The organism is Carboxydothermus islandicus, assembly GCF_001950325.1.
GTDB lineage: Bacteria > Bacillota > Z-2901 > Carboxydothermales > Carboxydothermaceae > Carboxydothermus > Carboxydothermus islandicus.
The window spans coordinates 1-20,286 of sequence record NZ_BDJL01000041.1; the positions used below are offsets into that span (position 1 = coordinate 1).

Consider the following 20,286-nt stretch of genomic DNA (forward strand, 5'->3'; position numbering starts at 1 on the left):
TCATCGGAAATGCCAGTTCTTGAATGCCCTTACTGTCCAGGTGGTATGGTGTATAAAGGAAAAAAAGAGTAAACATTGCTGCTTACTCTTTTAAGTCGCCCGAAGGGCGAATTTGTTCCTAAATTTAATAAATTAGGGGGCGGAAAAATGGTGAAAAAAAGATGGATGGTATTTTTAGCTGTTGCCATCATTCTGCTGGTGACGGTAGCTCCATTGATGGCAGGGCAAAGTAAAGGGATAACGGTAAAAGACTCTAAAGGGAACGTTTTTACCTTTAAAAGCTATCCTAAGAGAATCGTGTCGCTTGCTCCAAGTAATACCGAAATTTTATTTGCCCTTGGATTGGATAAAAATATTGTCGGCGTTACTAATTTTTGTGATTATCCGGCAGCAGCAAAAAAGAAAGCTAAAGTTGGCGATGCGTTTAATGTGAATGTAGAAAAGATCGTTAGTTTAAAACCTGATTTAGTGGTGGCTCAAGATACTATTTCTCCAGAGGCAATTAAAAAGCTCCAAAATTTAAAGGTTAAAGTTTTTGTTTTAAAAGAGCCAAAGAACTTTAATGATATTTTAAATAACATTAAGTTGGTTGGTAAAGCTACCGGTAAATACTCAAAAGCGGTAAGTATTACTAATAATATGCAGGCAAGATTAAATAAACTAACTGCAAAATTAAAGAAATACAATAAACCGTCAGTTCTGGTAGAAATTGATTATGCTTACGGTTTATATGTTGCCGGACCGGATACTTTTATCAATGACATTCTTGTAAAAGCTGGGGGCAAAAACGTAATTACCAGTGGTAGTTGGGTAAACCTTTCCGATGAAAAGCTTTTAACTTTAAATCCTGATTATATCTTGCTTGCTGATACCGCTTATTTAAAACCGGATCAACATCCATACAAACGTGAACTCTGGCAGGCGTTGCGCGCAGTCAAAGAAAAGAAAGTTATTGACAGTATAGATCCTAATTTAATTGTGCGGCCGGGTCCCCGGACTATTGATGGTATAGAAAAGTTAGCAAAAGCCCTTCATCCTGGTTTAAAATAGGTGAGAAAATGAAATCTTGGTGGGTAAAATTAATTTTTGGAGGAGTGGTATTACTCCTCCTCCTTATTTTTGCTATCTTTTTAGCGGCTAATCTTGGGGCGGTGAAAATACCTTTGACACAAATTTTAACCGAGCCGTATAAAACAATCTTTTTTAAGATAAGACTTCCCAGGATTGCTTTGGGTATAGTGGTAGGAGCGGCCTTAGGCCTGGCGGGAACGGTGTATCAGGGAGTTTTAAAGACTCCTTTAGCCGACCCGTATATTTTAGGAGTATCTTCCGGCGCTGCGGCGGCAGTAGCTTTACTAACTCTGCTAAAATCTTTTCCTTATTATGCTTTGCCCTTAGGAGCGTTTTTAGGAAGTATAGTAGCGTTACTTTTAGTTTTTTTAATTTCCCGAAAACCCGAACCTAATAGATTAATCCTTGCTGGAATTATTGTAAATAGCTTTTTAGGAGCTATTGTTACTTTTGTTTTGGCAGTAAGCCGGGAAAATATGCACCAGATTATTTACTGGTTAATGGGAGGACTTAATAATAAGGGATTTAAGGAAGCGGGAGTGATTGCCCTGTACCTTTTATTGGGGCTTGTTTTACTTTTTGTTTTTGCCCGGGACTTAAATGCTATGAGTTTTGGGGATGATACTGCGGTGCAGTTAGGGGTGGAGGTTAACAAAAAAAGAGTTCTTTTTTTAATGCTGGCAAGTTTTTTAACGGCAGGAGCGGTAAGTTTTGCCGGAACTATAGGGTTTGTTGGTCTGGTAGTTCCCCAGGTGGTAGAGCTTATTTTTGGTAAGGATTATCGCGTTTTAATACCCTTATCAAGCTTAGCCGGAGCTATCCTCCTGGTTTTTGCCGATGCATTGGCCCGGAGTATTTTGGCCCCGGCGGAGCTTCCGGTAGGGGTTATTACTGCTTTTATCGGGGCTCCCTTTTTTGCCTATCTTTTTATAAGGCGGGGTCGGCATGCTTAAAGGCATTAACCTGGTTTATGGCTATGGTAACACAACATTGTTTGAGGGTATAAATATTGAGGTACAACCGGGAAAGTTTACTGTAATCCTGGGTCCCAATGGAGCAGGTAAAACTACTTTATTAAAAATTTTGGCCGGTTTTTTAAAACCCCGTGAGGGAACGGTGGAGATAAATGACCAGGAAATATTTAAGCTACCTGCAAAAAAACGAGCCCGGATGCTGGCGTATGTACCCCAGGAACCCGAAACTTTACGGGATTATTCGGTCTGGGATACGGTAATGATGGGAAGGTACCCTTATCAGGGATTTTTGGGGTTAGAGACTAAAAAAGATTTTCAAGGGGTAAAAAAAGCTATAGAAACGGTAGGTTTAGCCGGGTACGAGGAACGAACCCTTTTGTCCCTTTCGGGAGGGGAAAGGCAGAGGGTTTATCTTGCCCGGGCTTTGGCCCAGGAAGCCGACTATATCCTCTTAGATGAGCCCACCAATCACCTGGATTTATTTTATCAGGTAAAAATACTATCTCTTTTAAAAGATTTAGCGGCTCAAGGTAAAGGGATATTAGCGGTTCTTCATGATTTGAACCTGGCTTCCTTTTTTGCCGATAGACTTTATTTATTTTCCGAAGGAGATGTCATTACCGGTGCGGCCGGGGAAGTCTTAACTTTTGAAAATATTTATAAAGCTTATAAAGAACCGGCATTAGTGGTCAATCATCCGGTTTTAGGCATACCCCAGGTCCTGCCTTTAATTATTAATAAGAGCAGTGGTGGAAAGACCCGGGTACATATCATTGGTGGAGGCGGAATGGCAAGCGGTATTATGCTCCGGGAAAGCCAGCAGGGAGCGAAGATTTCAGCGGGGGTTTTAAATAAAAGCGATAGTGACTGGCAGACAGCAAAAGCGCTGGGAGCAGAAGTGGTGGAGGAAGAACCTTTCTCGCCCATTTCCCAGGAAAGCTACCGGCGGCTTTTGGAGGTCTTAAAAAAGGCGGATAAAATAGTGGTAGCTCCGGTACCAATAGGGCCGGGAAACCTCCAAAATATCGAAGCCCTTTTGGAAGTGGAGCCGAAAAAAATTTTTATTGTAAAGCCGGAAGAAATGGAAAAAAGGGATTACTCCGGAGGAAGGGCTACTTATATTGTTAATTCCCTTATAAAAGCCGGCGCCCAAAAGTATCCCGAGGCTTAAAACTGTGATAAAGGTCATAGCTATAAAAAGAAGCCCAGGTTAAAATAAAGAAAAAACAAAAGGGGAAGAAGAAGATGCGCTGGACGAAAGAAGCATTAGAGTACATGAATAACGTTCCCTTTTTTGTGCGGGAAAAAGCCAAGAAGAAGGTCGAGGAGTGGGCGAAGCAAAAGGGTGTAGAGGAGATCACGGTAAATGAAGTAATGGAAGCCCGGGGGAAAATGACCGCCAGGGATGTAAGCGACCCGAAACCGCAAAAGCCGAAAATTGCGGTGGTGCGCTGTCATATTGTTGCCGAAGTTTGCCCGGGAATTGGTTGTTTTAATAGCTTTAATAAAAGGGAGCAGCAGTTTGCCCGCTATGGGCCGGAGGCAGAAATTATCGGCTTTTTCACCTGCGGTGGTTGCTCCGGGCGCCGGGTTTCCAGGTTAATTGAAAAACTTCTCCCTTACGAGTTAACGCACGTTCATTTAAGTTCCTGTATGTTGTTAGACGGAGATTATCCGAAATGCCCTTTTAAGGAGCAAATTAAAAAAACCATTTTAGCTAAAGGTGTGGAAGTAATTGAAGGTACTCACCACTAAAGCCCTGCAGCTGCAGGGTTTTTGTTTTTAAATTTTTACTTAGTAAATTTTTATTTGGCGTAAAATAAATATATTAGACAAATTAACTCCGAAATGCCTTTAAATAAAGAAAAAACGACAATTTTCGACAAATTTTATTTATATTGAAAAAATACAAAATATATTGTAAAATACCTTAGAAAGCTTGATTTTTCAGGGGGAAAATTCATGCAGCTAACAAAACAGGGGGAATATGCTTTAATTGCCATGATGGATCTGGCAAAACTGCCTAAAGGCCAGGTAGTACCGGTAAAAACCCTGGCGGAAAGGCTGATGTTGCCGGAGGCTTTTTTAGCAAAAATAGTTCAGTCACTGGTTAAAGCTGGACTTGTATATACGGTAAAAGGACCGCAGGGGGGTGTTGCCCTCCTGAAAGATCCGGAAAAGATTACCGTTTTGGAAGTGGTGGAAGCGGTGGAGGGACCGATAGTTTTAAGTCAGTGTATTAACCATCCGGATATTTGTGAGAAAGTGGAAATTTGCCCGTTACATAAGATCTGGCATAAAGTTCAGCAAAAATTAATTGAGGAGTTTTCCTCTCATAATCTTTTAACGCTTTCCCAAGAAGGCCAGTTAAGTGGCTTTTTAGCGGAGTAGCTTATGAATCCCCTTGACGACCGTTCTAAGCTTTTTTTATATGGAATTATCTTCTTCCTTTTAGCCTTGGTTTTCTATCTTTGGTGGACTGGACCGGAATCACCCCCGATTAAAGAAACGGCTGAGCAGGAAGTTATTACCAGGGAGGTTACCCGGAAGGGAACGTTAGTTGTGCATGTGGCCGGAGCGGTTTATAAACCCGGTGTTTATGTTTTAGAAGAGGGCGCCCGGGTAAAGGATGCCATAGAAAAAGCGCAGGGAATATTACCGTTAGCTGATGATAGCAGTATTAATCTGGCGGCTAAGGTAAGCGATGGGCAAAAAATCTATATTCCCTTCAAAAATGAAAATACAACACCAGCTTCGATCAGCAATGGGTTTAGCCAGCAAAATGCTCAAAAGGGTGCCGGCAGCCAGGGAGCAAAATTGAATATCAATACTGCTTCCGCCGAAGAACTGGATAAACTACCGGGAGTTGGTCCCGCAACGGCAGCCAAGATTATTGAATACCGGGAGCAAAATGGTCCTTTTGTGACTATTGAGGATTTAAAAAAAGTTAAGGGTATAGGGGATAAAAAGTTTGAAACGCTAAAAGATTATATTACGGTTAATTAGGGGAAAATATGGAAATTTATCTTGCTTTCCTTTTTTACATAGCAGGAATTATCATAGCCGATTGGGGATTTATCCCTTTTCGGCTATTTCTGTATTTGGCCTTATTGTTTATGCTTTTAGGCTATATGGTTTTACCCCGGGAACGTAAAAGCTTAGCCGTTCTGTTAATAGCTTTTATGCTTCTTGGAGGGGTAAACCTAAATCTTCATGGGAGTCCGGGTTTTCGGGAAGGGGAATATCGGGGAATTTGCCGGGTGGTGGAAGGGTCTACCGTAAAAAATGATAAGAACAGTTTTAAAGTTGTTGATTTAAAAACCAAAGAAACCTATTTAGTCCGGGAAAAAGAAAGGGTTTTAAGATTACCCGGAGATATTTTAAAAATTACCGGAAGTTTCCTAAAACCAATTCCTCCGCAGAATCCCGGCGAGTTTAACTATCCAAATTACTTAAGGCGGCAGGGAATTTACGGGGTTTTATACGTACAAACCGCAGAAAAAATCGGGGTTAACTTTTCTTTTCTGCGGCCTTTTGCAGCGGTAAAAAATTTTCTTAAAGAAAGGTTAAATACCTATTCTCCCGAAACTGCGGCGTTATTAAAAGGTTTGTATTTAGGGGACGATGAGGAAATTTCCCCGGAGGTTTACGATAGTTTTGCTAAAACCGGAGTCGTACATATTTTAAGTGTCAGCGGCCTGCATTTGGGGTTGGTGGCGGGGGCGATTTATTTTTTGGGAAAGGGGTTGCGGCTTTCCCGGCAAAAGCAAAACCTTTTTACAATAATTTTTTGCTTTTTTTATACCGCCCTGACCGGTTTTAACCCGGCAACGGTACGGGCCTTTTTAATGCTGGTGTTCCTGGTCGGGGCTTTTTTTTTAGGGCGGGATTATCAACCGGTTTATCATTTGTTTTTAAGTGCCTTTTTTTATCTTTTAATAAAACCCCAGGAACTTTTTTCGGCGGGTTTTCTCCTGTCGTATTTAGCAACCTTGGGGATATTTTTAATAGGTTTACCTTTAGCGGAAAAATTAAAATTGCATTTACCTTCTTATTTGGCGGACACTATTGGAGTTACGGTTGGTGCGCAAATTTTAACCGAACCAATTGTCTTTTATCATTATTCCCTCTTTGCTTCCGCATCAATTATAGCCAATCTTGTAGTAGTTCCCCTTACCGGTCTTATTATGGCTTCCGGAATTTTCGGTTTATTTTTATCCCCCTTAAAACATCTAACTGAACTCCTGACGGTGTTTACTTTAAATATAAACAGTCAAATGGCTTTAATTCCCGGGGCGACAATTGCAGTAAAAAAGCCTCCCTTTATTTTAATTTTTCTTTTTTACTCTGGGTTATTTTCAGGCTACTTTTGGTTTGTAAAAAAAGAAAAGATGGATATTGGAAAATACACAGTCATTACTTTTTTAATTTTAGGCTTATTTTTAATACCCAAAGAGCATGGAAAAACCGTTTTTCTTGCCGTGGGCCAGGGGGATGCAGCGGTAATTCATACTTTACGCGGACGCACGATTGTGGTGGATACCGGACCAAAAAACGAAAGTTATGATGCGGGAAGAAAGGTTTTAGCGTATCTTCGCCAAAGTGGCACGGGGGTTATAGACCTTTTAGTGTTGACCCATCCCCATAATGACCATTACGGGGGTGCAGAAACGCTTATCCAGAGTGCCACGGTAAAGGCGGTCTTAATTTCTCCATATTTAGGGGAAGACCAGGAATACCTGGAACTTTTAAATTCACTCCGGTTAAGAAAAATAAAAATTTATTATGCTAAAACTTCTGCCGTTATTAGTTTGGATGATGTTTTTTTACGGATATTAGGACCGGAAAGAATCTATTCCGGTACCCGCTCGGATCCCAATAACAACAGTATAGTGATGGCGGGTAAAATAGGCCGGAAAACCTACTTTTTTGGTGCGGACATCGAGAGAGAAGCGGAAGAAGATTTGGAAAATCAACTTTGGGCTTATTATGACGTGGTAAAAATTCCCCATCACGGCAGTAACTTTTTTGCAGAAAGCTTTATGGAAAAGTTAAAATTTGGTTATGGAGTTATTTCCGTTGGTCAAAATAATATTTATGGCTTTCCCGGGGATAAACTTTTAGCGGCTTTAAAAGGTAAGGGCAAGCTCTGGCGCACCGACCTTGAGGGGGCTTTAGTTGTCGAAAATTACTAAGTTGTATTAAAATTATTAAAAGAAAAAAGTACCGGGGTGGAAAGATGATTGATTTAACACCTCTTTTGACTTATTATTACCTTACTTTACTAACCCAAATATTAGAGCAAATGGAGGGGTTTAAGGCTCTCTCTTCCACTGAAGCTCCTAAAAGCCTGAATTTTGCCGACCTGGTAGTGGCCAAGCAAGAAACTGCCTTATCTCCTTCGGAAAACAAGATAGCCGAAATGGTTCGTGAGCTTTCGCAAAAATATGAAGTACCTTATTCGTTAGTCATGGCGGTTATTAAGCAGGAATCGAACTTTAACCCAAATGCTACCTCCCCCCGGGGAGCTATGGGTCTGATGCAGTTAATGCCCGGAACGGCCCGAATGTTAGGGGTTGAAAATCCTTATGACCCCAGAGAGAACTTAGAGGGGGGTATTAAATATTTGAAATCCCTTTTAGACCGGTTTGGTGACGTGGAACTTGCCCTGGCGGCTTATAATGCTGGCCCGGGCAATGTAAAAAAATATAGCGGCATTCCGCCCTTTGCGGAAACCAAGGATTATGTCCAAAAGGTGTTGAAATGGCAGAAGTTTTATCAAGGAGACGAGAGAAATGATAGCTTACGAACGGTTTAAAAATGCTTTAAGCCGGGGGGTTTTAAAGCCCCTTTACCTTTTTTCCGGAGAAGAGCTGTATTTTAAAGAGCGGCTTTTTGCAGAAATTAAACAGTATATTGGAAAAAATCACGAATTTAACTATGAAGAGTTGGATGGGCAGGAAGTTCTTCCTGAAGAAGTGGTAGCCAAGGCAGAAACGGTTTCGTTTTTTGGGCAAAGGTTTATTGTAGTGAAAAACTGTCGCTTTTTTGCCGGCAAACATGATGAAGAACCGCTCGTAAATTACCTGAGAAACCCGGCACCTCAGGCGGTGGTTATTTTTTCTACAGAACTTCCTGTGGATAAGAAAAAGAAAATCTATCAGGAGCTTTTAAATTATGGTGAGGAAATTGAATTTTCCCGGTTAGAAGAAAAGGAAGTTCAGGAACTAATTAAAGCCTGGGCGGTCCGGGCGGGTTTTCAACTTGAGCAGGAAGCGCTGAAAGTTTTAGCTCAGAGTTACGGACAGAATTTAGTAGAGTTAGAAAAAGAGTTTAAAAAATTGGTTTTATATAGACTTTCGGAAAAGACCATTACTTTAAAGGATGTTTTGGAAGTTTCCGGCCAGGATCAAGAAATTTCGGTTTTTTATCTTCTTGAAGAACTACTTTCCGGGAAAATAAACCGCTCCAAGCTAAAGGAACGGCTTACCAATCAGGAAGAAGCGGTGAAGTTTACCGGGCTTGTGGCTAAAAACTTAAGGCAAATTTATACCGTAAAAGTTCTGCAACATAAAGGTAAAACACCGCAGGAAATTGCGAAAATTACCGGTGTTCCCGAATGGCTGGTAAAAAAAACCTTAAGAAGTGCGGTGCACTTAAGTCAGGAAAAACTGAAAAAAGTAATTACTGCCCTGGCGGATCTAGATGAAAAAATAAAATCCGGTGAAAGGGAGTTAACCGGATTATTTGAAAGATTTTTTCTATCAATAAAAAAATAAAAACCCGGAGTACCTGCCGGGTATTTTTTATGATGCTTTATAAACGGAATTGAATTTCCGGGTGAGCCGGGATTTTTTTCTGGAGGCGGTATTTTTATGAATAACACCTTTGGTTACCGCTTTATCTAAAGCCCGTACAGCCTGCCGTAAAAGCTCTCTTGCTTCTTCGGCGGGTTTTACCTTAAGGGCCATCTCAAACTTTTTAATTGCGGTCTTAACAGCCGAACGGATTGCTTTATTGCGCATGGTTCTTTTCCGGATAATTAAAATCCGCTTCTTTGCTGACTTAGTGTTTGCCACCAATCTCACCTCCTAACAGCAAGTATTCTACCAGAGATATCAAAAAAATGCAAGAATACCTTCTTGTTTTTTTTTGCCCTGGCTAACCACAAATTGTATAACATGAAAAATTATAGGAAATCCTTGTATAAGGAGGTGAAAACGCAAATGGGAATGATTATAAAAATTGTGATTTCGGCAATAACGTTAATTGGCGTTAGCCTTCTAACTCCGGGTTTTTCCGTAAAAGGCGGGGTAATTGGGGCTGTGGTCGCCGCCATAGTAATATCTATTTTAAACTCTTTGGCCGAAAAAATAATAGGAGAAAAAGGAAAAGGCTTTACCGGCTTTGCGGTAGCGGTTTTAATTCTTCTCCTTGCCCGGTATATAGTTCCCCAGTACCTGCAGGTTACTTTACCGGGAGCGATAATAGCGGCAATAATCATTGGTTTGGTGGATCGCTTTATTCCAACAACTCTCAGGTGAATCATATTTTTTCGGAGGGCATCATATATTTTATTTACAAAAATAAAACCGGGGAGTAGCGAAAAAATGGAATACCGGGCAAAAGCACAACGGGGGATTGCTGTAAATTTATTTTTACTAATTTACGCTTTTTTGCTGGGGATAACTGCCACCGTTGTGCCTCCTGAAACTTCCGGATTAATCCTTGAGGGGATAAAAAATAGTGCGCTTTTAGAGGTATTAAAAGAAAACCTTTGGGAAGAAAACCCTCAGGGCTACTTGCAAAAAACTTTGGGTTTTAAACAAAAAAACGATGAAGAGGGGAAATTAAGTCAGGAATATGCTCTCTGGCTTTTAACCGGTGCCAAAGTTAACGATCCTTACTCTTTAATGCTGGCCGGGTATCCGGTCTTAAATGGTGGGGAAGAGAAGTTTCTTGACATCAATGAGGGGGGAGATTTTCCGGCTTTGCCGGGAGAGCCGTTGGTAGGGATTTTTTGTACCCATACCGGGGAAAGTTATGAAGGGGATGGGGGGCGGGAAAGGGCCCCCAAAGGGGAAAAAGGAGAGGTTTTGGAGGTAGCCCGGGAACTTTCCCAAAAGCTTGAGGAAAATGGAATAAAAACAATTTTTATTGAAAAGGTTCATGATACCGATTACAATCGTTCCTATAGCGAAGCAAAAAAGACTGTTCTTGATTTATTAGAAGTAAAAAGCTTAAAGCTTATTATAGATGTTCACCGGGACTCCGAGGCTTCTCCTAAGTACCGTACGGTAAACGTTATGGGGGAAGAGTTAGCTCCGATTATCTTTGTAATTGGTAAAGGGGAACGTTTACCTCAGCCCCACTGGCAGGAAAATGAGCTGGTGACCAAAAAAATTATTGCCGAAACCGAAACTATTTATCCCGGGCTAATCCGGGGAATAAGGTATAAGTCCGGAAGATTTAATCAGCATTTATCCAGTCACCTGATTTTGGTGGAAATCGGCAATGTAAGTAACTCCCTGGCCCAGGCCAAAAAGTCGGCCGACCTTTTGGCCGAAGGTATTGCCCGTTATTTACTGCGTTAAAGCCAGTTTTTCTGGCTTTATTTTTTTTCTTTTACAAATTTAAAAAAAGTGATATATTTTTTAAAGGATTTATTTTAAAGGGAAGGGCTATATGGGTTATGAGTACCAGAAAAAACGTTGCGAAAGCTGCAGGGATAATTTTAGCTTTGGGAATTGTTTCGCGGATCTTAGGTTTTGTACGGGAACAGCTGCTGGCGGTAAAATTTGGGGCTACAGGGGTAAGTGATGCTTATGTAGCGGCTTTTACCATACCGGATTTCCTTTATAATTTACTGGTGGGAGGAGCGTTGAGTGCGGCCTTTATTCCGGTTTTTTCTTCATATTTAGCTAAGAATGAAGAGGAAGAAGCCTGGAAAATGGCCAGCACGGTCATAAATTTAGTAATAATAATCATGCTATTTTGTATTGGCCTTGGTTTTTTGTTTACACCGGAACTGGTAAAACTTGTGGCGCACAAATTTACCGGAGAACGGCTAAGCACTACCATTGAACTTACCCGGATTATGCTACCTTCGGTTATCTTTACGGGTTTAAACGGTTTTTTAATGGGAATGTTAAATTCCTACCAGCATTTTTTTACCCCGGCTCTGGGGAGTGTAATATATAACATTGTGATAATTCTTTTCGGCTATTTCTTAGCCGACAAGCTGGGAATTACCTCCTTTGCTCTCGGGGTTGTGGCCGGGATGGCTTTAAATTTCATGGTCCAGCTTCCAAGCTTAGCGCGGTACGGATTAAAATACCGGCCAATTATCGATATCCACCATCCCGGAGTAGTAAAAATGGCTCAACTGATGATTCCAACCCTGTTGGGGTTGGCGGTAAGCCAGATTAACCTGATTGTTAACCAAAATCTTGCTTCGGGATTGTCGGAAGGAAGCATTATGGCTTTAAGGCTTGCCAATCGCTTGATGTATCTTCCCCTGGGGTTATTTGCTTCGGCAATAAGCATGGCTATTTTTCCTACCATGACCGGCTTTGCCGCCCGGGGAGAAATGGATAATTTTAAAAAAAGCGTAGCTATGGGGATAAAAGCAATCTGGTTTATTACCCTGCCAGCTCAGGTGGGCCTGATGGTTTTAAGCGTTCCGATTGTCCGGCTTTTGTTTGAAATGGGAGAGTTTACCCCGGCCATGACCGAGGCTACGGCCTGGGCGCTGGTTTTTTACTGTGTTGGGCTTTTTGCCCACTCGGCTTTGCAGGTGGTTTTACGGGGATTTTATTCCCTGCACGACACGATTACGCCGGTTACCACCAGCCTTTTAACCATCGTTTTAAATTATCTTTTAAATGTGGCCTTTATCCGCTATCTCGGCCATGGAGGGCTTGCTTTGGGTTTTTCGTTAACGGGCATATTTAACTTTGCTGTTTTGCTGTGGCTTTTCCGCCGTAAGGTTGGCTCAATTTACGGGAAAGACATTTTAATTTCCGGAGTTAAATCGCTTTTGGCTTCGTTATTAATGGGAGTAACGGCCTATTTAATTGCCGGGGAACTATCCGGATTGGCTGAAACCAAACATGGTCAATTAATTCAAGTTGGTGCGGCAATTGCAGGTGCAGTGGTGGTTTATGCGGCCACAACTTTACTTTTAAAAATGGAAGAAGCGCTGTTTTTCATAAATTTAATCCGGAAAAAAGTTTAGTGGAGGTTTACTATGCCCAAACGCCAGGAGTTAATCAGGAATTTTTGTATTATTGCCCATATCGACCACGGAAAGTCCACCTTGGCGGACCGGCTTATTGAGTATACCGGTGCTTTATCGGAGCGCGAGTTAAAAGAGCAGGTTTTGGACCAGATGGAATTGGAGCGGGAACGGGGTATCACCATTAAAGCCCAGGCGGTAAAGCTTACCTATAAAGCCAAGGACGGAAATACCTACTATTTAAATCTCATCGATACCCCGGGCCACGTGGACTTTACTTATGAAGTATCCCGCAGTTTAGCCGCCTGCGAAGGGGCGCTTTTGGTGGTGGATGCTTCGCAAGGGATCGAAGCCCAGACCCTGGCTAATGTTTACCTGGCCATGGAGCACGATTTAGAGCTCATTCCGGTGGTAAATAAGATAGATTTACCTAATGCCGAGCCGGAAAGGGTTTTAAAAGAGATAGAAGACGTTATAGGCCTTGATACCAGTGAGGCCATTTTAGCTTCAGCTAAAACCGGTCAGGGGATAGAAGAAGTATTGGAAGCTATTGTCAAAAGGATCCCACCCCCGAGAGGAGATGAAGAAAAACCCTTAAAAGCCTTAATCTTCGATTCCCATTACGACCCTTACAAGGGAGTTATAGCTTATATTCGTCTGGTGGATGGTTTTATAAAGCCGGGGATGAAAATAAAAATGATGAGTAATGATAAAGAGTTTGAAGTTACCGAGGTGGGCATTTTTAAGCCTTATCTTACCCCGGTGGATGGCCTCTGGGCCGGGGAAGTGGGATTTATTGCTGCGGGGATAAAAAACGTGCGCGACTGCCGGGTAGGAGATACCATTACCGGTGCTGAAAACCCGGCTAAAGAACCGCTACCCGGTTATAAGCAGGTCAAGCCAATGGTTTTCTGTGGCCTGTATCCGGTAGAGTCCAATCAGTACGAGGATTTAAGGGATGCTTTGGAAAAGCTAAAATTAAACGACGCTTCGCTAACTTTTGAACCGGAAACATCGGTGGCCCTGGGTTTTGGTTTTAGGTGCGGCTTTTTGGGACTTTTACACATGGAAATAATTCAGGAGCGTTTAGAGCGGGAGTACGGCTTAAATCTTATAACTACCGCTCCCAACGTTATTTACCGGGTGGTGCAAACTAACGGCGAAATTTTAGAGATTGATAATCCGGCGAAACTGCCTCCGGCGGGGAAGATCGATCACATTGAGGAGCCTTATGTGAAAGCCACCATCATGGTTCCCAAGGAATTTGTGGGAAATATCATGGATTTGTGCATTGAACGCCGGGGTGTCTTTATAAATATGGAATACCTTTCGGAAAACCGGGTGATGCTCACTTACGATTTGCCTCTGGCAGAAATTATTTACGACTTTTTTGACCAGTTAAAATCCCGTTCTAAAGGTTATGCTTCTTTGGATTATGAATTTATCGGCTATCGCCCCGGGGATCTGGTAAAGATGGATATTTTAATTGCCGGAGAGCCGGTGGATGCGCTTTCTATCATTGTCCATGAGGATAAGGCTTACTACCGGGGACGGCAGTTGGTTGAAAAACTGCGGGAGTTGATTCCCCGCCACCTTTTTGAAATTCCTATCCAGGCGGCGATTGGTTCGCGGGTAATTGCCCGGGAGACGGTCAAGGCTTTAAGAAAAGATGTTTTGGCTAAATGTTACGGCGGCGATGTTACCCGGAAGAAAAAGCTCTTAGAGAAGCAGAAAGAAGGTAAAAAGCGAATGAAACAAATTGGCAGGGTGGAAATTCCCCAGGAAGCTTTTATGGCGGTGTTGAAAATTGATAATAACAAATAAAGCTCAGGCCCTTTACCTGCATATGCCTTTTTGTCTTAAGAAGTGCCATTACTGTGCTTTTACCTCTTTTCCCGCGCCGGCGGGTAAAGAGGTATTTTCGTATTTAAGCTTAATAAAGAAAGAATTGGAATGGCGAAAAGATTTTTTGGCGCCTCTCCAAACCGTTTATGTAGGCGGGGGAACGCCAACTTCCCTTTCGCTTAACGCTTTAGAAAAACTTGGGGAAATTATTTCACCTTATATTTCCGATGAGCTTTTGGAGTTTACCGTTGAAGCCAATCCGGGAACGTTAAACAGGGAAAAAATTCGCCTTTTAAAAAACTTAGGAGTCAACCGCGTAAGCATAGGGGCCCAATCTTTTAATGATGAGATTCTTTTAAAAATGGGTAGAGCCCATACTGCTGTGCAGACGCTGGAAGCGTATAATTTATTGAGGGAAGAGGGCATAAACAATTTAAACCTGGACTTAATTATCGGTTACCCCGAGGGGCGCGATAGCTTTATAAAAACTATAAAAACGGCCATAAGCTTAGAGCCGGAACACATTTCTTTATACGATTTAAAGGTCGAAGAAAATACCCGCCTTTATGAAGAAGTATCAAAGGGTAAAATAATATTGCCGGAAGAAGATGAAATAGTTTTATATTGGGAAGAAGCGATCAATCTTTTAGAGGAAAACGGTTACGAGCGGTACGAAATTGCTAACTTTGCGAAAAACCAGCAGTATTCCCGGCACAACCTTACTTACTGGGAAAATAAACCTTATCTTGGCATTGGCCTTGCTGCCCATAGCAAGGTGGGCCTGTACCGGTTCTGGAATCCGCATACGTTGCGGGAATACCGGGAAATGCTTTTAACAGGAAAAAATTACGGCGAGGAAAAATTAACTTTAGAAGAAGATGCCAAAGAAGAGATAATTTTAAAATTAAGGTTGAAAACCGGACTAAATTTTAAGGAGTTTCAAAAAAAATACCGGCGGAACTTTATGGCAGAGTTTGGCGATAAAATCCAAAAATTTATTGAACTTGGTTTAGTAACAATTGAAGATGATAGACTTTTCTTAACCCGCAAAGGAAGTTTTGTGGCTAACACTATATTAATTGAGTTTATCTAAACTTGACAAAAAATACTTGACAGTGCTATTTTTAATTTGAAGTTAGCACTCAACAAAAGAGAGTGCTAACAAAAAGGGGTGAAGCGGTATGATTGATGAGCGGAAAAGAAAGATTTTAATGGCAATAGTTCAGGATTACATCTCTACCGCTGAACCGGTAGGCTCAAGAACTATTGCCAAAAAATACGACCTGGGAATTAGTCCGGCAACTATAAGGAATGAAATGGCAGATTTAGAAGAAATGGGTTATTTGGAGCAACCCCATACCAGTGCCGGGAGAATTCCTTCGGTTTTAGGCTACCGCTATTACGTAGACTACCTTATGGAAAAACCCACTTTGAGCCGAGAAGAAGAAGAATTTATCCGTAAAGTCTATGAAGATAAAATAAACAGCATTGGTGATTTACTGGAGAAAACCGGCAAAGTTTTGTCCAGCCTTACCCGTTATACTGCGGTGGTGCTTTCACCGGAAGCAGGAAAGGTACCGTTAAAACACCTGCAGTTAGTACTTTTACAGCCGGGGAAGGTATTGTTGATTATTGTACTGGAAGATGGGACTCTGCACCACCGGGTTTTTGAAGTAACTGAAGACATCACAACTCAGGATTTGGAAAAGGTTTCGGCAATTTTAAATGCCAAACTTCTTGGTGTAAATCCCGAAAAAATTCGCACTTCGCTTTTACGGGAAATATACTATGAATTAGCCCGGCACCAGAATTTAATTAACATTACCTTAGAGTTAATTAGAAACTTAAATAAGGATAACCAGGAGCATAAGATAATCTTGGGCGGATTAATTAACCTTTTTAACCAGCCGGAGTTTAAAAATGTGGAAAAGGTAAAAACGTTATTAAGCATCTTAGAACAGGAAGAGAAAATAAGGGAAATCTTTTCCCAGTTAAATGTTGGGGTTAACGTGAAAATTGGGAGCGAGTTAAATTTAAAAGAAATTGAAGATTGCAGTATGATTGCTGCCGGCTACTTTTCCTACGGGAATAGCGTCGGCTTTATAGGAGTTTTAGGACCTACGCGCATGGAATACGCTAAAACCGTTGCGACGGTGGAGTTTTTAAGCAAGTACTTATCGGAAATCATTGGTAATAAAAACTTTTAACAGGAGGATTTAAGGTTGAAAAAGGAAACCCAAACCCAGGAAATTGAAGAACGCTATCAGGCCCTTTTTTCCAATGCAGCAGCGGTAAAAGCCTTAACCCAGGTGGTGGCCAATAGCTTGGGACCCAAAGGCCTGGATGCGATGTTAGTGGATAGATTTGGAGAAGTGGTGGTTACCAACGACGGAGTAACCATTTTGTCTCTAATGGATGCCCAGCATCCCGCGGCCCGAATGGTCGTGAATATGGCCCGGGCTCAGGAGAGGGAAGTGGGGGATGGTACCACTACTGCTGCGGTTTTAGCCGGAGCTTTGGTTTCTGAAGGAGTAAACCAGATTTTAAAAGGGGTTCCGGTTTCCAAAGTTTTGGCGGGAATGAGCCGGGCGTTAAGTCACGCTCTTTTCCTGATAAGAAAAAATGCCATTAAGGTAGGGAGTATTACCGACGACAAACTTTTGGCGGCAGCCAAAATTGCCGGACGGGGTGATGAAAGGATTGCTGCTATCCTGCGGGATGCGGCAGCAATGTTAGAGGATAAACTTCAGGACCCCGGATTTAAATTAGCTGATTTAGTCTTGGCAAAAGTTGGAGCCGATACTACGCTTATTCCGGGAGTGGTAATTAATAAGTCGCCCTTATGGGAGGAAGGATCGCAAAAACTTCAGGAAGTTCCCCTTCTGGTTCTCGATGACGGTCTTTACCCCGAAGAAGTAGAAGAAGAAGCTCTTGCTTCCGAAGCCGGATTTGAGCAGTATTTAAAAAATCAAAAAATATTTCAGGAAAACCTCAAAAAATTAAAGGAGTTAGGGGTCAAGCTAATTTTATTGACCCGGGGAATCAGCGATATTGCCGAAGAGTTTTGTTACGAAAATGAAATAATGGTTATTACCCGCATTACCCAGAAGGAATTAAAAAGAGTTTTAGAGTTTACCGGAGCCCGGGCGGCCAAAAGAACTTCTTTAAATAAGCCGGTGGAAGAGTTAAAGAAAATGCTGGGTTATGCCCAAACCTGCTTTTACGATTCCCGGCTGAATTTTACCCTTATTGAAGGAGGCGCCGGAAAAGCTACCGCGACGGTTTTAATTGGAGCGGCCACCGATGAGGTGGTGGACGAACAGGAAAGAATTGCCAAAGATGCGGCGGGAAGTTTTGCCGCTGCTTACCGTTCCGGGGTTTTGCCCGGAGGGGGGGCTTTCTTCCTCTACTTAAGCCGGGAAGTGGAAAGCCTGAAAAATCGCTTGCCCGGGATGGAAAGCTACGGTGTTATGGCTTTTTCTGAGGCTCTCAAAGTTCCCTTTCGGGTAATGGCGGAAAATGCCGGTTTTAACGGACTGGAAAAGTTGGGGGATTTAATGACCCTGCAGGTCCAAAAAAATAGTTATGCATGGGGTTTAGATTTTGAAACCGGTGAGTTTATCGATATGATAGCCAGCGGAGTGGTTGACCCCGCTGAAGTGGTTTACCAGGCGGTAAAAAATGCCAGTGAAGTAGCTATTTCGTTATTGAAAATTAATACCATAATTAAAATGAAAGATTATGAGGTTTTAAAGGAAGGTGAGCGGGAAGATGGAGGAAAAAGATAAAGAGCTGGAACAGGAAGATAAAGAGGAGGTTGTCGTATCCCAGGAGGAGCAACAAATTGATGAGGCAAAAAATTGGGAAGAAGAATACAACAAGCTTTTGGATGAACATAACCGTTTAAAAAATCAGTATTTAAGGCTATATGCCGATTTTGACAATTACCGGAAAAGAACCCAGAGAGAAAAAGAGGAGCTTTTAAAGTACGAGGGAATGGAGTTTCTAAAAAAACTCCTGCCGGTGCTTGATAATTTTGAAAGAGCTTTAAAGGAAAAAGAAAGTGATCCGCAAAAAGTGCTTGAAGGAGTTGAACTTACCCACCGGCAGTTACTGGAAATATTAAACCAGCAGGAGGTAAAAGCAATAGAAGCTCAAGGTCAGCCGTTTAATCCCGAACTCCACGAGGCTTTAATGGTGGAGGTACGGGAGGATTTAGAAGAAAATATCGTAATTGAGGAGCTGGTAAAAGGGTATTTTTATAAAGATAAAGTCTTAAGACCTGCTTTGGTAAAAGTTTCGAAAAAACAATAACTTAAAGGAGGTAGAGATAATGGGTAGAATTGTTGGTATTGACCTTGGAACTACAAACTCGTGTATTGCGGTAATGGAAGGTGGAGAAGTTATCGTAATTCCCAATGCTGAAGGCGGTCGCACCACTCCTTCGGTTGTATCCTTTGGCAAAAACGGGGAGCGGATTGTTGGACAGGTAGCGAAACGGCAGGCGATTACCAATCCGGAACGCACAGTAATTTCCATTAAACGGCATATGGGGACCAATTACCGGGTAAAAATTGATGATAAAGAATATACTCCCCAGGAAATTTCCGCAATGATTTTGCAAAAATTAAAGCAGGATGCGGAAGCTTACCTGGGAGAAAAAATTGAAAAAGCTGTTATAACCGTGCCGGCTTACTTTACCGACGCGCAACGGCAAGCTACTAAGGATGCCGGAAGAATTGCGGGTCTTGAGGTGCTAAGAATTATTAACGAGCCTACGGCAGCCGCTTTGGCTTACGGCCTTGATAAAGAAGGAGAGCAAACTATCTTGGTTTATGACCTGGGCGGTGGAACCTTTGACGTTTCCATTTTGGAAATTGGTGATGGTGTATTTGAAGTTAAAGCCACTGCCGGTAACAACCGCCTCGGTGGGGATGACTTTGACCAGCGAATTATCGACTGGCTGGTGGAAAACTTTAAAAAGGAACACGGTATTGATTTAAGAAACGATAAGATGGCCATGCAGCGGCTGAAAGAAGCGGCGGAGAAAGCAAAAATCGAATTATCGGGGGTACTGGAAACCCAAATTAATCTTCCGTTTATCGCCGCTAACCAAAACGGACCGTTGCATATTGATGTTACCTTAACCCGGGCTAAATTTAACGAATTAACCGCCGACCTGGTGGAAGCTACCATGGGTCCCACCCGGCAGGCTTTAGCCGATGCCGGCCTTAAGCCCGAAGATATCGATAAAATCCTGTTAGTGGGTGGGTCCACCCGGATACCGGCGGTTCAAGAAGCAATCCGCAAGTTCTTTAACAAAGAGCCCCACAAAGGGATTAACCCTGATGAGTGCGTAGCCATTGGGGCGGCAATTCAAGCGGCAGTGCTGGCGGGAGAAGTAAAAGACGTAGTTCTTTTGGACGTAACGCCCCTTTCCCTGGGGATTGAAACCCTGGGTGGAGTATTTACCAAATTAATTGAAAGAAACACCACGATACCAACTTCGAAGAGCCAGATTTTTACTACCGCGGCCGACAACCAGACTTCGGTGGAAATTCACGTCCTGCAGGGCGAACGGCCGATGGCTGCCGATAACGTCTCTTTGGGGAGATTTACCTTAACCGGTATTCCACCGGCTCCTCGCGGAGTACCGCAAATTGAAGTCCGCTTTGATATCGACGTAAACGGTATTGTCCACGTTTCCGCCAAAGATCTGGGTACCGGTCGGGAGCAAAGTATTACCATAACCAATACCAGCAATTTGTCGGAAGCGGAAATTAAGCGGATGGTGGAAGAAGCGGAACGGTACGCGGAAGAAGACCGGAAACGGAAAGAAGAAGTCGAAACCCGCAATCAAGCGGATAGCTTGATTTATCAGGCGGAAAAAACCTTAAAGGATTTGAAAGATAGGGCAAATCCCGACTTAGTAGCTAAGGTTGAAAAAGCCATTGCCGAGCTGCGGGAGGCAATGAATAGTAGAGATGTACAGCAAATGAAAGCGAAAATGGAAGAGTTAACCAAGCCTCTTTATGAGCTAACTTCCAGCATTTATCAGCAGTCCGCAAATCAAAATCAAACCGGAACCAACACCCAGGGCAACGTGTATGACGCCGATTACAAGGTAAATGACGATAAATAATTCCCCGCAAAAGGCGG

Annotated in this window: 19 protein-coding genes; 18 read left to right on the forward strand and 1 reads right to left on the reverse strand. The window is 42.4% G+C overall.

Annotation, left to right across the window (positions count from 1 at the left end):
* Nucleotides 1-147 precede the first annotated feature (147 nt).
* From ciss_RS07205 to holA, 9 genes are all read left to right on the forward strand, one after another.
* Nucleotides 148-1,050 (forward strand): ABC transporter substrate-binding protein, encoded by a 903-nt coding sequence (locus ciss_RS07205; RefSeq protein WP_075865665.1) that lies wholly within the window; start codon nucleotides 148-150, stop codon nucleotides 1,048-1,050.
* 8 nt (nucleotides 1,051-1,058) lie between these two features.
* Nucleotides 1,059-2,024: a FecCD family ABC transporter permease gene (locus ciss_RS07210; RefSeq protein ID WP_075865612.1), complete on the forward strand. Its 966-nt coding sequence runs from the start codon at nucleotides 1,059-1,061 to the stop codon at nucleotides 2,022-2,024.
* Nucleotides 2,017-3,216 carry an ABC transporter ATP-binding protein gene (locus ciss_RS07215; protein WP_075865613.1) on the forward strand — a complete coding sequence of 400 codons (1,200 nt, stop codon included), beginning with the start codon at nucleotides 2,017-2,019 and terminating at the stop codon, nucleotides 3,214-3,216. Before ciss_RS07210 ends, ciss_RS07215 begins: the two co-directional genes overlap by 8 nt.
* Before the next feature lie 74 nt (nucleotides 3,217-3,290).
* A complete protein-coding gene (locus ciss_RS07220) occupies nucleotides 3,291-3,800 on the forward strand; it encodes a CGGC domain-containing protein (protein WP_075865614.1) in 510 nt (169 codons plus the stop codon).
* Nucleotides 3,801-4,007: 207 nt separating this feature from the next.
* Nucleotides 4,008-4,436, forward strand: coding sequence for an RrF2 family transcriptional regulator (locus ciss_RS07225; protein ID WP_075865615.1), 429 nt, complete (start codon nucleotides 4,008-4,010; stop codon nucleotides 4,434-4,436).
* A gap of 3 nt (nucleotides 4,437-4,439) precedes the next feature.
* The gene (locus ciss_RS07230) at nucleotides 4,440-5,051 is read left to right on the forward strand and encodes a helix-hairpin-helix domain-containing protein (RefSeq protein ID WP_075865616.1); all 612 of its coding nucleotides are present in this window, start codon (nucleotides 4,440-4,442) and stop codon (nucleotides 5,049-5,051) included.
* Between the two features lie 8 nt (nucleotides 5,052-5,059).
* Complete coding sequence (locus ciss_RS07235; protein ID WP_075865617.1) at nucleotides 5,060-7,240, forward strand: DNA internalization-related competence protein ComEC/Rec2; 2,181 nt, start codon at nucleotides 5,060-5,062, stop codon at nucleotides 7,238-7,240.
* Nucleotides 7,241-7,284: 44 nt separating this feature from the next.
* The gene (locus tag ciss_RS07240; RefSeq protein WP_075865618.1) at nucleotides 7,285-7,863 is read left to right on the forward strand and encodes a lytic transglycosylase domain-containing protein; all 579 of its coding nucleotides are present in this window, start codon (nucleotides 7,285-7,287) and stop codon (nucleotides 7,861-7,863) included.
* Complete coding sequence (holA, locus tag ciss_RS07245; protein ID WP_075865619.1) at nucleotides 7,841-8,824, forward strand: DNA polymerase III subunit delta; 984 nt, start codon at nucleotides 7,841-7,843, stop codon at nucleotides 8,822-8,824. Before ciss_RS07240 ends, holA begins: the two co-directional genes overlap by 23 nt.
* A gap of 27 nt (nucleotides 8,825-8,851) precedes the next feature.
* Here the strand turns inward: holA and rpsT are convergent, their stop codons facing one another.
* Entirely contained in the window at nucleotides 8,852-9,124 is a 273-nt protein-coding gene (gene rpsT, locus ciss_RS07250) for a 30S ribosomal protein S20 (protein ID WP_011343343.1), read from the reverse strand.
* A gap of 147 nt (nucleotides 9,125-9,271) precedes the next feature.
* Between rpsT and ciss_RS07255 the strand changes: the two genes are divergently transcribed.
* The 9 genes from ciss_RS07255 to dnaK all read left to right on the forward strand — a co-directional run bounded on the left by ciss_RS07255 (nucleotide 9,272) and on the right by dnaK (nucleotide 20,269).
* The gene (locus ciss_RS07255; protein ID WP_075865620.1) at nucleotides 9,272-9,589 is read left to right on the forward strand and encodes a phage holin family protein; all 318 of its coding nucleotides are present in this window, start codon (nucleotides 9,272-9,274) and stop codon (nucleotides 9,587-9,589) included.
* A 66-nt stretch (nucleotides 9,590-9,655) separates the two neighbouring features.
* Nucleotides 9,656-10,639: a stage II sporulation protein P gene (locus ciss_RS07260; RefSeq protein ID WP_075865621.1), complete on the forward strand. Its 984-nt coding sequence runs from the start codon at nucleotides 9,656-9,658 to the stop codon at nucleotides 10,637-10,639.
* Between the two features lie 98 nt (nucleotides 10,640-10,737).
* Nucleotides 10,738-12,282 carry a murein biosynthesis integral membrane protein MurJ gene (gene murJ, locus ciss_RS07265; RefSeq protein WP_075865622.1) on the forward strand — a complete coding sequence of 515 codons (1,545 nt, stop codon included), beginning with the start codon at nucleotides 10,738-10,740 and terminating at the stop codon, nucleotides 12,280-12,282.
* 12 nt (nucleotides 12,283-12,294) lie between these two features.
* Complete coding sequence (gene lepA, locus ciss_RS07270) at nucleotides 12,295-14,106, forward strand: translation elongation factor 4 (RefSeq protein WP_075865623.1); 1,812 nt, start codon at nucleotides 12,295-12,297, stop codon at nucleotides 14,104-14,106.
* Complete coding sequence (gene hemW, locus ciss_RS07275; protein WP_077177500.1) at nucleotides 14,090-15,220, forward strand: radical SAM family heme chaperone HemW; 1,131 nt, start codon at nucleotides 14,090-14,092, stop codon at nucleotides 15,218-15,220. Before lepA ends, hemW begins: the two co-directional genes overlap by 17 nt.
* 88 nt (nucleotides 15,221-15,308) lie before the next feature.
* Nucleotides 15,309-16,334 carry a heat-inducible transcriptional repressor HrcA gene (gene hrcA / locus ciss_RS07280; protein WP_075865624.1) on the forward strand — a complete coding sequence of 342 codons (1,026 nt, stop codon included), beginning with the start codon at nucleotides 15,309-15,311 and terminating at the stop codon, nucleotides 16,332-16,334.
* A 15-nt stretch (nucleotides 16,335-16,349) separates the two neighbouring features.
* Nucleotides 16,350-17,915 (forward strand): TCP-1/cpn60 chaperonin family protein, encoded by a 1,566-nt coding sequence (locus tag ciss_RS07285; protein WP_075865625.1) that lies wholly within the window; start codon nucleotides 16,350-16,352, stop codon nucleotides 17,913-17,915.
* Nucleotides 17,899-18,441: a nucleotide exchange factor GrpE gene (gene grpE / locus ciss_RS07290; RefSeq protein ID WP_075865626.1), complete on the forward strand. Its 543-nt coding sequence runs from the start codon at nucleotides 17,899-17,901 to the stop codon at nucleotides 18,439-18,441. The genes ciss_RS07285 and grpE overlap by 17 nt, the downstream gene beginning before the upstream one ends.
* A 19-nt stretch (nucleotides 18,442-18,460) precedes the next feature.
* The gene (gene dnaK, locus ciss_RS07295; RefSeq protein WP_075865627.1) at nucleotides 18,461-20,269 is read left to right on the forward strand and encodes a molecular chaperone DnaK; all 1,809 of its coding nucleotides are present in this window, start codon (nucleotides 18,461-18,463) and stop codon (nucleotides 20,267-20,269) included.
* Nucleotides 20,270-20,286 lie beyond the last annotated feature (17 nt).

Coding starts and splice junctions, on each gene's coding strand:
- ciss_RS07205 (WP_075865665.1), top strand. CDS start 148: ATGGTGAAAAAAAGATGGATGGTATTTTTAGCTGTTGCCATCATTCTG.
- ciss_RS07210 (WP_075865612.1), top strand. CDS start 1,059: ATGAAATCTTGGTGGGTAAAATTAATTTTTGGAGGAGTGGTATTACTC.
- ciss_RS07215 (WP_075865613.1), top strand. CDS start 2,017: ATGCTTAAAGGCATTAACCTGGTTTATGGCTATGGTAACACAACATTG.
- ciss_RS07220 (WP_075865614.1), top strand. CDS start 3,291: ATGCGCTGGACGAAAGAAGCATTAGAGTACATGAATAACGTTCCCTTT.
- ciss_RS07225 (WP_075865615.1), top strand. CDS start 4,008: ATGCAGCTAACAAAACAGGGGGAATATGCTTTAATTGCCATGATGGAT.
- ciss_RS07230 (WP_075865616.1), top strand. CDS start 4,440: ATGAATCCCCTTGACGACCGTTCTAAGCTTTTTTTATATGGAATTATC.
- ciss_RS07235 (WP_075865617.1), top strand. CDS start 5,060: ATGGAAATTTATCTTGCTTTCCTTTTTTACATAGCAGGAATTATCATA.
- ciss_RS07240 (WP_075865618.1), top strand. CDS start 7,285: ATGATTGATTTAACACCTCTTTTGACTTATTATTACCTTACTTTACTA.
- holA (WP_075865619.1), top strand. CDS start 7,841: ATGATAGCTTACGAACGGTTTAAAAATGCTTTAAGCCGGGGGGTTTTA.
- ciss_RS07255 (WP_075865620.1), top strand. CDS start 9,272: ATGGGAATGATTATAAAAATTGTGATTTCGGCAATAACGTTAATTGGC.
- ciss_RS07260 (WP_075865621.1), top strand. CDS start 9,656: ATGGAATACCGGGCAAAAGCACAACGGGGGATTGCTGTAAATTTATTT.
- murJ (WP_075865622.1), top strand. CDS start 10,738: ATGAGTACCAGAAAAAACGTTGCGAAAGCTGCAGGGATAATTTTAGCT.
- lepA (WP_075865623.1), top strand. CDS start 12,295: ATGCCCAAACGCCAGGAGTTAATCAGGAATTTTTGTATTATTGCCCAT.
- hrcA (WP_075865624.1), top strand. CDS start 15,309: ATGATTGATGAGCGGAAAAGAAAGATTTTAATGGCAATAGTTCAGGAT.
- grpE (WP_075865626.1), top strand. CDS start 17,899: ATGGAGGAAAAAGATAAAGAGCTGGAACAGGAAGATAAAGAGGAGGTT.
- dnaK (WP_075865627.1), top strand. CDS start 18,461: ATGGGTAGAATTGTTGGTATTGACCTTGGAACTACAAACTCGTGTATT.